Origin of the sequence: Lactobacillus corticis (assembly GCF_018327645.1) — a bacterium.
Classification (GTDB): domain Bacteria; phylum Bacillota; class Bacilli; order Lactobacillales; family Lactobacillaceae; genus Lactobacillus; species Lactobacillus corticis.
Map to the genome: position 1 here is coordinate 81,079 of NZ_BMAY01000001.1, position 13,102 is coordinate 94,180.

Genomic DNA, 13,102 nt, shown 5'->3' on the forward strand with positions numbered 1-13,102 from the left:
AGTTGTGGATATTGAGTACAAACCCGAAAATAAACAAACAGAGCCTCCAGCTAAATGCTGAAAGCTCTGTTAATTTATTTAGCAATGGTAACTACCCGTTTTTCACGGATTACCGTAATCTTGATATTTCCTGGGTAATCAAGTTCTTTTTCAACTCGTCGTTGAATATCCCGGGCTAGAATAATCGTCCGGTCATCGGAAATTTCCTCAGGTTTAACCATTACCCGTACTTCACGTCCCGCTTGAATTGCATAAGCTTGCTCCACTCCTTGGTAGGAGTTAGCAATATTTTCAAGATCAGTTAAGCGACGGATATAGTTTTCAAGACTCTCGCTGCGTGCTCCCGGCCGGGCTGAGCTAATCGTATCAGCTGCGACTACTAAGTCGGCAATAAACGATAGCTTCGGCACGTCGCCGTGGTGTGCGGCAATTGCATTGACCACTAAATCAGGTTCACGATATTTCCGGGCTAATTCAACCCCGATTTCAACGTGAGAGCCTTCAATATCATGATCGATTGCTTTGCCGATATCGTGTAATAATCCCGCGCGCACTGCCATTTTTTCATCTAGACCAAGTTCGGCCGCCATGGTGCCAGCTAATTTAGCCACTTCAATTGAGTGGGCCAGCACATTTTGACCGTAAGACGTCCGGTACTTGAGTCGCCCTAACATCTTGACCATTTCTGGATTCATGCGATGAATCCCCAGGTCCATCAGGGCAGCCTCCCCGGCTTCATAAATATCGTCATTGACTTCCTTGCGGGCCTTATCCACCATCTCTTCAATACGAGCTGGGTGGATTCGACCATCCTTAATCAAACGCTGCATTGCCCGTTTAGCAATTTCCCGTCTGATGGGATCAAAGCCTGATAAAGTGACCACCTTTGGCGTATCGTCAATAATTAAGTCGATTCCCGTCAAGGCTTCAAAGGAACGAATATTGCGCCCTTCACGGCCGATAATCCGCCCCTTCATTTCTTCATTAGGCAAGTCAACAACTGACACCGTCGTTTCTGCTACCGTATCAGCAGCAGAACTTTCGATTGCGTCAACAAGCACTTGATGAGCAAAATGGTCAGCTTTAGCTTGAATTTCTTCATTGCTGGCCTTAATCAGCTCGGCTCGTTCTTTGACCAGGTCTTCCTTTAAATTATCCAAAACCAGCTTTTTCGCTTCTTCAACGCTCAAGCCCGCTACCTCCAGCAGCTTCTGCTTGCGCTCTTCAATCAGCTTTTCCGCCTGGCTTAATTTGGTCTGTAAACTAGTTTTTTGGTCTTTTAATTGGTCTTCCTTGTGGGAAAGTTCGCTTGCGCGTTCATCTAGCAGCGAACTCTTGTGATCTAAGGTATCAGACCGTTGCTGCAGACGATTTTCCTGGCGCGATAAATCGCTGCGCTTTTCGTTTAATTCATTTTCGGTCTCTTGCCGGTAGTTGCGGATTTCCTCTTGGGCCTCTAAAATCTTGGCCTTTTTCGTATTTTCCGCTCCCTGCTTGACGGCTGCAGCGGCCTGCTTTTGGGCCTCCACCTCAGCCTCAGCAGCTGCTACTTGCGCCTTAGCCTCACTGATGAGGTGGTCGGCATCATTTTTGGCGTTGGCTGCTTGGTTTTCCCAAACCTTGCGCCGATAAGCGTAACCGCCCCACACTCCCAATAGGATTGAAACAATAGCAATGGCGACGAGCTCAAATAAATTAATATTCATATTTCATCGCCTTTTTATTTTCTAGTTAAACATTTTGTAGAATTATTCACACCAACTTTAATGATAAATAACTGTTACAGACATGTCAATGAAATGCAAAAAAGGATCGGTGTTATGTTACCACTGTAAAAAAATAAAAACCCCGGACTAAAATCCGAGGTCTAAGTCAATATTTTGATTACTTTTTACTGGGGTTGGGGCTTTTGTCGCCGGCGTCAGCTTCATCCTTAGCTTCCTTGGCAGCTTTAGCTTCTTTAATTTTGGCAGGATCTTCCTTTTCCTTTAGTGAAGCTTCATCAATGCCAAAGGCCTGACGCACTTGCGTTTCAACTTCTTGGTAAATATCAGGATGCTCTTCAAGGTAGGCCTTGGCATTTTCCCGTCCCTGACCAATGCGGTCATCGTGGTAGGAGTACCATGAACCAGCCTTTTTGATAATATCCTTATCCGCAGCCATATCAAGCAATTCGCCTGATTGGGAAACGCCTTTACCGTACATAATATCAACTTCGGCAACCTTGAATGGCGGTGCTACCTTGTTCTTAACCACCTTAATCTTGGTCCGGTTACCAATCACGTCGCCGCCTTGCTTAATTTGTTCAGCCCGGCGAACTTCCAGCCGAATAGTTGAATAAAACTTCAGTGCCCGGCCACCGGGAGTGGTTTCCGGGTTCCCAAACATGACGCCAACCTTTTCCCGAATCTGGTTAATAAAGATCGCAATCGTCTTGGTCTTAGAAATTGTCCCTGACAATTTACGCAATGCTTGCGACATCAGCCGTGCCTGGAGCCCAACGTGCGAGTCGCCCATTTCGCCTTCAATTTCGGCCCGGGGTACCAGTGCCGCTACGGAGTCAACAACCACAATGTCAATCGCACCGGATGAAATCAAAGTATCAGCAATCTGCAGGCCTTCTTCACCCGTGTTTGGCTGCGAAAGGATCAATGAATCAATATCAACCCCTAAGGCTTCCGCATAAGCTGGATCCATGGCGTTTTCGGCATCGATATAGGCAGCCGTCCCGCCACGTTTTTGTACCTCAGCTACGGCATGTAAGGCAACCGTGGTTTTACCTGATGATTCAGGTCCATAGATTTCAACAATCCGTCCACGGGGATAACCGCCCACGCCCAAGGCAGCGTCAAGCGCGATTGAGCCAGTCGGAACCGTCGAAATTTGGGTATCCACTTTTTCGCCCATGCGCATAACGGCACCTTTACCAAAGTTTTTTTCAATTTTTTTGAGTGCTGCATCTAAAGCAGCTTGTTTCTCGTCTTTGGCCATTTAAATGTCCCTTCTAAAATTTTTCTCGAGGTAATTATACTTGTCCTTGATCCGGAGATGCAAATTTTAAGCCATAAAACCCCACTAAAGATTAATACGCAAAAAAGCTGAATTTTTCATATTTTTTTGCAAAAAAAGAAAAAGAGGGCAAACCCTCCGTTTCTCTTACATTGAGCCTTTGAAAACGTCCCAAGAACTGTGGAAGTAGTCATATCCAGAGTAAATGGTAAAGATTAAAGCTACCCACAATAAAATTGTGCCAATGTGGAAAAGATCGCCGCACAACAAGAAGATGATTGACAGCATTTGGCAAGTGGTTTTGATTTTACCTGGCATTTTGGCTGCCATGACCTTGCCATTGTTTTCCACCACGATCAACCGCAAACCAGTAACTGCTAATTCCCGGCAGACAATTATGGCAACAATCCAAGCTGGGGCCAAGTCCAATTCAACTAAGAAGATGAAAGCCGTCATGGTCAACATCTTATCAGCCATTGGGTCGGCAAACTTGCCGAAGTTGGTTACCAAGCCGCGTGCCCGGGCAATATGGCCATCAAGCCAGTCGGTGTAGCTGGCAATTGCAAATACTACTGCTGCGATCACTAAATTCCAGTAAATTGTTGAACCGAAAACCTCGACTTTGGCATCGCCACCAAAAATCACAATCAACATAAAGACCGGAATCAAGATAATACGGAAAACTGTCAATTTGTTAGGTAAATTCATTTTCTAGCCTGCTCCTCTTACTCTTACTATTTATCTGCCACCATTATTGTTGTTGGTGTTACCGTTGTTGTCATTATTGCCATTGTTATTGGCATTTGCACTGCTGCTTGAACTCGATTGAGTTTGCGATGAAGAACTAGTTGAGGAAGCACTTGAAGAGCTGCTTACACTAGATGAGTAAGAAGATGAGCTGTAAGTGCTGGATGAGCTAGTTGTTGAATAAGTGGCTGAACTTGATGATGAACTGCTTGAAGCCTTGGCATTCTTGCCAATCAAGAGCGTTAGCGTCAAGCTGCTGCCACTAGCAGTATATGGTACCGCCTTGCCGGCAACCGTTACCTTGGTACCAGTGTCGTAGCTCAAAGTAATTTGCACATTTTCAGTCCCCTTAGGGATATTCATGGTGTGCTTTTCGCCAGCAGACAACGTTTGCGAATACTCAGTTGAGCCATCAACGGCAATCGTGACTGTGGTGGCGTAATCTGAACTTGCACGGACAACTAACTTACGGTTGCTGGACAAGTTAAGGATCCGGTATTGATTGTCGCCCAAGTCCTTAATTTGCACGGCCTTCTTCGTCGTCTTTTTCTTTTTGCTTGAGGAAGAGGATGACGTTGAAGATACGGTTACGGAATTGTCCCCGTTATTGGAAGAACTGCCGCCCCGACCTGAGAAGTTGGCATAAGCGACATAAATTACCAAGATAACGACGATGATGCCGACGCCAATGCCGATCCGTGGCAAATAGTTCTTCCATAAGCCACTCTTGTTGTTAGTGGTCTCGCGAACTTCTTCACTCTTGTTGTCGATTGAATTTTCGACATATTCTTCAGGGTCGGTTTCTGGTACCTCTTGATGGTAGTCAGCCAACAATTCTTTACCATCGAGGCCGACAATTTGTGCATATTGTCTGATAAAAGCTCTAGCATAGAAATCGCCGGGCAAGCGGTCAAAATCGTTATTTTCGATCGCTGTTAAATATCTGCTTTGAATTTTGGTGGCTTTTTCCACGTCTTCAAGCGATAAACCCTTGGCTTCTCTAGCTTCGCGTAATTTTTGTCCGATATCTGCCATATTAACCTCTTCAATTTTGAAATAACAACATAGAGTATAACATAAATCTGATCAATTAACCGCTATCTAAGCCAACCTCCAGCAATATAAATTGTTTGCCCTGTTAAATAATCACTGTCTTCAGCCAGCAAATGGTCAACCCACACTGCAATGTCGCTGCCCTTGGCTAAGCGGCCGGCGGGAATTTCGGCCTTGACCGCAGCTAATTCAGCCGGTGAAAAAATGGCATTCATCGCACTAGCTACGGCCCCTGGGGCGATGACATTGACGCTCAAACCGCTAGCCGCCGTCTCGCGGGCATAGCTTTGGGCAAAAGCTGACAAGGCAGCTTTTGAAGCAGAATAGACCGTTTCCATCGCACTGCCTTGACCGCCATAAACGGACCCCAAATAGACAATCCGGCTATGCGGTCGCGCCAGCAATTGCTTTTCTAATAATTTGGTTAATTTGATCGGTGCGTGCAAATTGACCTGAAGTACTTGGTCAATTGCTGCTAGTTCCTGGTCGCCCAACAAGCCATATTTGGTAATGCCATGAGCAAAAACAGCCGCATTAACCGGCAGCAATTGCGCGACAAATGCCGTTAGCGCAGAGTCGCTAGCTGCCAAATCCAACTGGATGGGCAAAAAATCCTGTTCCGGGTATTGGTCAAACAATTCCTCAGCTAAAGCTTGGGCCCGCTCGCCGTGCTGGTTAAAATGCAGGTAAAGCGACCAGCCGCTAGCAGCCAACTGGCGGCAAATGGCGCTGCCGATCGTGCCGGTCGCACCAAAGACAATCGCCCGGCGCATTACTTGACCCCCTTGCTTTTAACCAAATAAGCCGAGCCAATTTGCCAATCATGCGTCAAATCTTGCACAAAAGTCACATAATCAGCAAAACTCAGCTGACTAAGCTTTTCCATTAAGTCGTACGGATTCTCGCCGTCAAGACTGGCTTCAGCCAATTCAATGGCTAAAAAGCTTAAATCATTGTAGCCGCGTGCCGTTCGTGCTAACCAGTTTTTCTTTTGCAGGGCAAAAAATTGTTGATCAAATTCGCCCATCAGTGGTTCGGCCAAGACTTCTTTGATCTTATGAATCACGGTTTCAGGCTGACTGCTGAGCCCCAAAATCGTAAAGTAGCTGCCTTGTCTGCTGTAATCCACTGAAATCTGCAAATCGTTGTCGAGCAAGCCAGCTTGACTGACTTCTTCAAACCAGGGACTCATCACACTTAGTTTAGATTCTAGCATGATCTCCACTAGAATTTGAGCTAGATCAAGACTGCCTAAAACTTTCTTAAAGTTTGGCAAAATTCCAGCTAGGCCTAAACAATTGCTGCGAGTTGGATAAGGAACCCGTTCATCCCCTAGCTGACCCGTCGTTTGGGTATGATCATAGCTACCAGGTTTGGGAGCAAAGTACTGGTCGCTTAATTTGTGAACTTGGCGAAAAATCGTTTTGACCTGGTTAGCCGAAAAGTCGCCCACCGCGATGAAATGCAATTTGCCCGCCAGGTAATTTTCTTCATATACCTGTTTCAGGCTGGCAGGCGTGATCTGCATGATCGTGCGCTTAGTGCCAAGCGCATCCATGGCGGCTAGCCCTTGGCCGAATAATTGCTGCTTTAAGCTATCGCCCACCCACCACTGGGGGTCATCTTGGTACATGGCCAATTCTTGGGCAATGATCGGGGCTTCTTTAGCAACATTGCTGTCAGTAAAATATGGCTCGCCCACTAATTCAAACAATAAGTCAATAATCTTGGGCGCATGACCAATTCCGGTGGCGTAGAACATGGTCTCGTTGCTGGCAGTAAAAGCATTGGTGTCTGCTCCTAAAGCCTCGAAGCGGTGTGAGATATCGCCCGTTTTTTTGGCAAACAGCTTATGCTCTAAAAAGTGGGCACTGCCCGCCAAAGCCTGCGGGTCGCTGGCTCCAAAGTCCACCATAATTCCGAAAAATTGCTGTTCAAAACCTGGGCGCAAAACAATTTCAGCGGAAAAACCAGACGGAAAAGTACGCCGGTGAATTTTAGGTACTATCATTTCAATACATACCTTTCATTAAAGAAGATGCTGCTGGCTGCTTGCTGCAGCTTAGTCTTGGTCAGCTTTTTCAAAGCTTGGGTCCGGTCGAAGTCACCATAGCCAGCCAACAATTGGTTGCGCAGCAGCTGCTGCAAGGACCATTCTTGCCGGTCTTGCAAAATCAGCTCGCTATTAAGCATGCGCCGTTTAGTCTGGGCTAACAGGGCTTCGTCAATTTCGCCCTTGGCAACAGCCGCAATTTCATTTCGAATGATCTCCTCGGCCTGCCCTGCTAATTTCGGATCAAGGCCAGCATTGATTAAGAACAATGAATTATTGCCATAGGCCGTACTGTCAATTGCATAGGCAGCCCCTAATTCTTCACGGACTTTAATAAACAATTTGGAACTTTGGTCGCCAGTCAGATATTCGCTTAAAACTTTTAAAGCCAGCTGCTGGTCAAAACCGGTATCGGTCATGCCATAGCCCAACAAGAGCTGAACTTGCATATTGCCCTGATCATCCCCAAAGGCTATGTCCAAGGGATCGGCCTTGATAACTACATCTTCTGGCTTAAACGGTTTATAAAAACCTGGCCAAATGATAGCATCTTCAAGGCCCTTTTTAATGGCTGCTGGCGATTGCGAATTAGCTAGAAAAATTGTGGGCAGGCTGGCTACATTTTCCACAAAGCGTTGCAAATCGGCAGAAGTAGCTTTTTTAATCTGATCAATGGGACCGATAAAGCTATAAGCATACTCGGGACGCTTTTGATACCAATGATCGAAAAAGTTTTTATAGGCTAAATTAGCCGGCTCTTGCATGGCTTCATGCCACTCCGATAAAAGCTGCCGCTTAGCCAAATCAAGCAGCTGCTGGTTGAACAAGGGCTGCTGGACCAAACTGGCAAAGATGGCCAGGCACTTTTTATATGAGTAATCCGGATCCAAAAATTCGATCGGTTCAACCATGCTGCACCAATAACCAATCAGCAGCTTGTTGCCAAAGACCATGGGATTAGCTTCAAACTGCATCCCATACATTTGGGCTAGCTTGGTTTGTTGCTGCTGAATTGAGGGAAAACGTTCCGTCGCCAATAACTGGCAACGCGTCAATAGGTTTGCATAAGCCAAATTATGCGGCGTCAGCGGCAGGCTGACATATATGCCTAACAGCGCCGTCGAAAACTTGTCATTTCGACTTATCACAAGATTAGGTTTATCCATCTTAACCATTATTCCTTTCATCATCTGGCGGAGGCAGCAAAACTTGTCTTGGCTTTGACCCTTCTGATGGGCCGACAACGCCTTTAGCTTCCATCTCATCAACAATGCGAGCCGCCCGATTATAACCAATGCGGAAACGGCGCTGCAGCATTGAGACGCTGGCTGCTTGCTGCCGGCGAACGAGGTCAACGGCCTGGTCATAGTATTCGTCATCGCTTTCGCCACTAGCTTGGTCGTTTTCGCTGGTCTCCTGGGGAATCATTTCCTCATCGTAGGTTGCTTCTTGCTGGTCTTTTACCCAAGCAATAACTTGTTCAACCTCATCGCTCGAAATATAAGCACCTTGAATTCGTTCCGGCTTGGAAGCGCCAATTGGCATATAAAGCATGTCCCCGTGACCAAGGAGCTTTTCCGCCCCCGTTTGGTCCAAAATTGTGCGCGAGTCAACCCCGCTGGAAACAGCAAAAGAAATTCGCGAAGGAACATTGGCCTTGATCAGGCCCGTAATTACATCAACGCTCGGCCGCTGGGTTGCCAAAATCATATGAATCCCGGCAGCTCGTGCCATTTGGCCCAAACGTACAATTGCCCCTTCAACGTCGTGACCGCCGACCATCATCAAGTCGCTCAATTCGTCAACAACGACCAGAATATAAGGCAAGATCGGCATGACCGGCTGGTCTTTATTTTCATTATTGGCCTTGGCCTTGCGGTTATATTCTTCCATATTGCGTACGCCACCAGCCGCAAACAGCTTGTAGCGCCGCTCCATTTCTTTCACTGCTTTATGCAGCGCATTAGCTGCCAATTTAGAATCGGTAACCACGGGAATTAATAAATGCGGAACCCCGTTATAAACGCTAAGTTCCACCATCTTAGGGTCAATTAAAACCAATTTGACTTCTTCTGGACGAGCCTTCATCAAAATCGAAGTCAAAATCGTGTTAATTGCGACTGACTTACCTGAGCCAGTCGACCCCGCTATCAAGAGGTGGGGCATTTTAGTCAAATTAGCTGAGACCACGCTGCCAGAGACATCCTTGCCTAGCGGCACGGTCATCGGGTCTTGGTGGGACTTTTTATCTTGGTGAATCATGACATCCCTAAAGGACACCACGCTGGTATTGCGGTTAGGAACTTCAATCCCGATATAAGGCTTGCCCGGGATTGGGGCTTCAATTCGGATATCCTTAGCCGCCAAAGCCAGTGCCAAGTCATCGGCCAAATTGACAATGCGGCTAACCTTGACTCCAACGGCCGGCTGGACTTCGTAACGGGTAATGGTCGGGCCCAAAATTGCCCGTTTAATAATTACTTCAACGCCAAAACTCTTAAAGGTCTTCTGCAAAATTTCGGTATTTTTGCGAATTAAGGCCTTGTCATCGCCCTGGTCGCTCTTAGGAATCGGCGCCAATAGATCGATTGGCGGTTTTTTATAGTTTTTAACCACCTTGGCGCTAGTCAATTCGCCATGGTCGACCTCGCCTAAAGCCTGCATTAGTTTGGCATCATCAGCTTGAAAACTGTGAGACTTAGGCAATTTTTCCGGATCATGGTTAATGCTTTCTTCAGGAAGCGGCTCCGGGTCGGGTGGCAGCTGAATCTCGGGTTCCGGCGGAAGGTCAGTCGGCAAGGGAGCTGGTTCAGGATCAGGGGCTGCAGGCGGCTCATTGCTATTTTCAACCGGCACGTCTGCCTGCTCCGGCTTTTTATGAGAAAAGTCATCCGTATCTGGGAGCTCCATGTCCTTTTTAAAATGGGCCGTCACGGACGGTTTATGATCATGGGCATATTCGGTTAGATTATCCTTGAGCTTGCTGCCAGCTGCCTTGTTTTTGGCGATAAAAAGCTGACTAATAAACTGAAAGCGATGGAGCAAGGTCTTAAATTTGACATCAAAGAACATCAAAATTCCTACTACGAGGGCCGTCCAAGTGACTACCAGGCTTCCCGTCTGGCCCAAAATGGGGTAAAAAATGCCATAGATGACGCTGCCCAACAAGCCGCCCCCAACGCTTTCGGTGACGCTGGCGCGGCCAAATTCTTCACTCATAGCAAACCAAAAAGCATTGGTAAAGTTGGCATGAACTTTCTCTTGGGAAAAAAAATGCGCCGCCAACAAGACCAAAATGGCCAGCAAGGCCATCACCAGGCCGCTGTTGCGCTTGAAGCCAAAATGGGGCGGTTGATTATAAATCAGCATGACAGCCCCAAACAAGACAAACAAGGCACTAGCCAGCAAGTAGGCATCCCCGAAAAACAAGCGCAGCAAATTGGCGGTCTGCGCTCCCAACCAGCCAAAATGAGAAAACGCCAGTCCACTGATGGCTAAGAGCACAATTCCGCTAATCGCCCAAAAAAGACTCTCCTCTTTCTTTTTGCGGGGAGTCTTGCGTTTGCTAGTAGTTTTTTTGGTCGTCTGCTTTTTCTTGCGCGCCATAATTAAAAGTTAGGGGTAAAGTTTAATTCGACTGGCGTTCCAAGGGCTACTTGCGTGAGTTGGTAAGTTAAGGTTTCAATGTATTCAACTAATGGTCTTGACAAAAGCTTGTAGTCTGAATCTGCCAAGTCTTGGCCATCGCCATCGTAGTCTTTCATGAACACGATCTGGCTAATAATGCCGGAAACCGTGAACTCGCCGGGTTCTGCTGCCACTTCAAAGACCACTGCAACTTCAAAATAGCTGCCAGCTTCGGTTTCAGCGGCTATCTCGGCATCATCGGCTAATTGGGCCTTGCGCATTGCAACATTAACTTCGTTTTTAACAACCGGATCATCATTCATATCGTAGTGAAATGAACGGACGATGACAGGGGTTTCTTTCTTAAATTCCATTATTTTTCTTCTCCTAAATCACGTTCATACCGGCCTGGTCGGTTATAGTCATCCTTTAGCTTGTCATTGGCGTAATGATGACTAGTCTCTAGGTGCGGGAAGTTTTGCTGACGGAGTGCTTCAAACAAGACAATTGCGACTGAATTGGATAAGTTGAAGGCCCGAATATTGTCAGACATCGGAATCCGCAAATTGCGGTCATAATATTCGCGCATAAAGGTCTCCGGCAGACCGGTGGTTTCCTTGCCAAAGACAAAATAGTAATCCTTAGCCTTATCAGTATAACTGATATCGGTGTAGGAGGTCGAAGAGAACTTCGAAATTAAATACATTTCACTATTTGGCCCCAGCGTCTTCAAAAAGGCTGCCAGGTCATCATGGCGGTGGATTTCAACTTTTTCCCAATAATCTAGCCCCGCTCGCTTCATATGACGGTCATCAAGTTGGAATCCTAAAGGTTCGATTAAGTCCAATACGGTATTGGTACCAGCACAGGTCCGCGCAATATTGCCCGTATTGGCTGGCATTAATGGTTCATATAAAACCACATGATTTGTCATCTTTATCCTCCTTATGAAAAAGGCGCTGAGCTCACACCCGCGCCTCAATAGCTTTATTTTTGCTTGCTTGTCTGTTTATTGTTGCCTGTTTTGGCGACTTTGGCCTCGGGAACTGAGTCCTCAGGATAAAATTCGCTGACTGACCGGTAATAGTGGTAGCAGCGAGAGACGATAATTTTCAAAATTGCATAAGCTGGAATTCCGAAAATCACGCCCCACAGGCCGGCAACGGCACCTGCACCCAATAACACCAAAATTGTCGTAATGGGATGCATGTTCATCTTATTCCCCACAACCAAAGGACTGATCAAGCGGCTTTCAATCGTCTGTTCAATCGCAAACACGATGATGACGTTAAAAAGCATCTGCAGACTAGTCATTGTAGCCACGATCAAAACGGGCACAAAGGCAATGAAAGTCCCAAAGTAAGGAATCAGGTTCATAAAGCCGGCCAAAATTGCGAAGACTGAGCCATATGGCAAACCGACAATATTATAGCCGATCGCAAACATCACGCCAACGCAGAAAGCCACGGTAATTTGCCCCCGAACGTAGGACGAAATCGCCTCATTCATTTCATGCAGCAGGTTGCCAAAACTGTCCTGCCATTGTTCAGGCATGTATTTAGTCAAAAATGGCCCAAATTTTTTGCCGTCTTTTAACAGGAAAAACAAAATGAAGGGAGCCGTCAACAGCGTCGTGCCAATCGCCGTCACTACGGAAACGGCCGAAGACAAACTGGTGAAAGCCGAATTGATCGCGGTTTGACTAGACTTAGCCAGCGTCTTTTGAAAATTGGTAAGCATCTGCTGCAAGTTGCTCTTCACGCTGTATAAACGGGGATCGCGCAGCATTTTGCGGACCGCCTTCACGCTGCCATCCCAGATCGAAGGCCAATTTTTCAGCAGTTGATTAATTTGGTTTTGGATGACCGGAATCAAACTGTTGATGACCCAAACCAAGGCTAAAACCACCAGCAAGAACAAAACCACGATCGTCACGACCCGTGGAATTTTGAATTTTTCTTGGAAAAAGTCAACCACTGGCTCCATCAAATAAAATTGCACTACCGCCAACACGATTGGCGGCAAAACGGCTGAGATAAAACTCCAAACCGGATTGAGCATGAAAGAAATTTTATTGAAGACAAGCAGGACCAAGAAAAACAACAGCAAATTGATCATCGCAATGCTGAAGCGGTTTGAGAGAAACCAACGTTGAAACCAGTTTTGATGTCGACTTCCCATATTACCTCCTACAGGTGTTCGTAAACGATTTCGTCATCTACCCGAAATTCAGGTAAATCTTGGTCAGCGGCTTTTTCTAAATAAACGCTGTTGGCAAGCGGCGCTTTGGGCAGCTTGCGACCAAAGAACAAAGTTGCGTGGCCTAGGGCCTTCATGTTTGATTCCACCATTGGGCCGACGTAGTCAGCAACAAAAGTTTCGCCATCAACCGTAATGGTGTCGCCCTTTTTAAAGACAAAGCCATTGACCGGCGTCTCTTGATCAAACTTTTGAATGACGGAGACTGAAGCCAAGTCGTCGTTGGCGCCGTCACCAAACAAAATTACCATGCCATCTTTGTTTTCAACGGCTTTTTCGCCGATTTGTTTAATTGTTGCATTCCATTTCATAATTCACACCTCTTAATCATTAATTTTAACATAACAAAACCGC

The 13,102-nt window shown here is 46.5% G+C and carries 12 protein-coding genes; all 12 read right to left on the bottom strand.

Annotated elements, in window-relative coordinates; all coding sequences use genetic code 11:
- Positions 1-74: 74 nt before the first annotated feature.
- The gene (rny, locus tag KI210_RS00360) at positions 75-1,706 is read right to left on the bottom strand and encodes a ribonuclease Y (RefSeq protein ID WP_212779907.1); all 1,632 of its coding nucleotides are present in this window, start codon (positions 1,704-1,706) and stop codon (positions 75-77) included.
- 178 nt (positions 1,707-1,884) lie between these two features.
- Positions 1,885-2,991, bottom strand: a complete 1,107-nt coding sequence (gene recA / locus KI210_RS00365) for a recombinase RecA (RefSeq protein ID WP_212779908.1) — start codon at positions 2,989-2,991, stop codon at positions 1,885-1,887.
- A gap of 165 nt (positions 2,992-3,156) precedes the next feature.
- On the bottom strand, positions 3,157-3,717 hold the full coding sequence (pgsA, locus tag KI210_RS00370) for a CDP-diacylglycerol--glycerol-3-phosphate 3-phosphatidyltransferase (RefSeq protein WP_212779909.1): 561 nt from the start codon (positions 3,715-3,717) through the stop codon (positions 3,157-3,159).
- Positions 3,718-3,747: 30 nt separating this feature from the next.
- Positions 3,748-4,791: a helix-turn-helix domain-containing protein gene (locus tag KI210_RS00375; RefSeq protein ID WP_212779910.1), complete on the bottom strand. Its 1,044-nt coding sequence runs from the start codon at positions 4,789-4,791 to the stop codon at positions 3,748-3,750.
- A 62-nt stretch (positions 4,792-4,853) separates the two neighbouring features.
- Entirely contained in the window at positions 4,854-5,582 is a 729-nt protein-coding gene (gene ymfI / locus KI210_RS00380; protein ID WP_212779911.1) for an elongation factor P 5-aminopentanone reductase, read from the bottom strand.
- A complete protein-coding gene (locus tag KI210_RS00385; RefSeq protein WP_212779912.1) occupies positions 5,582-6,820 on the bottom strand; it encodes a M16 family metallopeptidase in 1,239 nt (412 codons plus the stop codon). Before KI210_RS00385 ends, ymfI begins: the two co-directional genes overlap by 1 nt.
- Positions 6,817-8,028 carry a M16 family metallopeptidase gene (locus KI210_RS00390; protein ID WP_212779913.1) on the bottom strand — a complete coding sequence of 404 codons (1,212 nt, stop codon included), beginning with the start codon at positions 8,026-8,028 and terminating at the stop codon, positions 6,817-6,819. The genes KI210_RS00385 and KI210_RS00390 overlap by 4 nt, the downstream gene beginning before the upstream one ends.
- 1 nt (position 8,029) lies before the next feature.
- Positions 8,030-10,468, bottom strand: coding sequence for an FtsK/SpoIIIE family DNA translocase (locus tag KI210_RS00395; RefSeq protein WP_212779914.1), 2,439 nt, complete (start codon positions 10,466-10,468; stop codon positions 8,030-8,032).
- Between the two features lie 2 nt (positions 10,469-10,470).
- Entirely contained in the window at positions 10,471-10,863 is a 393-nt protein-coding gene (locus KI210_RS00400) for a DUF1149 family protein (RefSeq protein WP_212779915.1), read from the bottom strand.
- Positions 10,863-11,423, bottom strand: a complete 561-nt coding sequence (gene trmL, locus KI210_RS00405) for a tRNA (uridine(34)/cytosine(34)/5-carboxymethylaminomethyluridine(34)-2'-O)-methyltransferase TrmL (protein WP_212779916.1) — start codon at positions 11,421-11,423, stop codon at positions 10,863-10,865. The genes KI210_RS00400 and trmL overlap by 1 nt, the downstream gene beginning before the upstream one ends.
- Before the next feature lie 53 nt (positions 11,424-11,476).
- Entirely contained in the window at positions 11,477-12,670 is a 1,194-nt protein-coding gene (locus tag KI210_RS00410; protein ID WP_212779917.1) for an AI-2E family transporter, read from the bottom strand.
- 8 nt (positions 12,671-12,678) lie between these two features.
- On the bottom strand, positions 12,679-13,059 hold the full coding sequence (locus KI210_RS00415; protein WP_212779918.1) for a PTS glucitol/sorbitol transporter subunit IIA: 381 nt from the start codon (positions 13,057-13,059) through the stop codon (positions 12,679-12,681).
- Positions 13,060-13,102: the final 43 nt, after the last annotated feature.

Bases quoted from the DNA above. Each gene is read 5' to 3' on its own strand.
- rny (WP_212779907.1), bottom strand. From the start codon at position 1,706: ATGAATATTAATTTATTTGAGCTCGTCGCCATTGCTATTGTTTCAATC.
- recA (WP_212779908.1), bottom strand. From the start codon at position 2,991: ATGGCCAAAGACGAGAAACAAGCTGCTTTAGATGCAGCACTCAAAAAA.
- pgsA (WP_212779909.1), bottom strand. From the start codon at position 3,717: ATGAATTTACCTAACAAATTGACAGTTTTCCGTATTATCTTGATTCCG.
- KI210_RS00375 (WP_212779910.1), bottom strand. From the start codon at position 4,791: ATGGCAGATATCGGACAAAAATTACGCGAAGCTAGAGAAGCCAAGGGT.
- ymfI (WP_212779911.1), bottom strand. From the start codon at position 5,582: ATGCGCCGGGCGATTGTCTTTGGTGCGACCGGCACGATCGGCAGCGCC.
- KI210_RS00385 (WP_212779912.1), bottom strand. From the start codon at position 6,820: ATGATAGTACCTAAAATTCACCGGCGTACTTTTCCGTCTGGTTTTTCC.
- KI210_RS00390 (WP_212779913.1), bottom strand. From the start codon at position 8,028: ATGGATAAACCTAATCTTGTGATAAGTCGAAATGACAAGTTTTCGACG.
- KI210_RS00395 (WP_212779914.1), bottom strand. From the start codon at position 10,468: ATGGCGCGCAAGAAAAAGCAGACGACCAAAAAAACTACTAGCAAACGC.
- KI210_RS00400 (WP_212779915.1), bottom strand. From the start codon at position 10,863: ATGGAATTTAAGAAAGAAACCCCTGTCATCGTCCGTTCATTTCACTAC.
- trmL (WP_212779916.1), bottom strand. From the start codon at position 11,423: ATGACAAATCATGTGGTTTTATATGAACCATTAATGCCAGCCAATACG.
- KI210_RS00410 (WP_212779917.1), bottom strand. From the start codon at position 12,670: ATGGGAAGTCGACATCAAAACTGGTTTCAACGTTGGTTTCTCTCAAAC.
- KI210_RS00415 (WP_212779918.1), bottom strand. From the start codon at position 13,059: ATGAAATGGAATGCAACAATTAAACAAATCGGCGAAAAAGCCGTTGAA.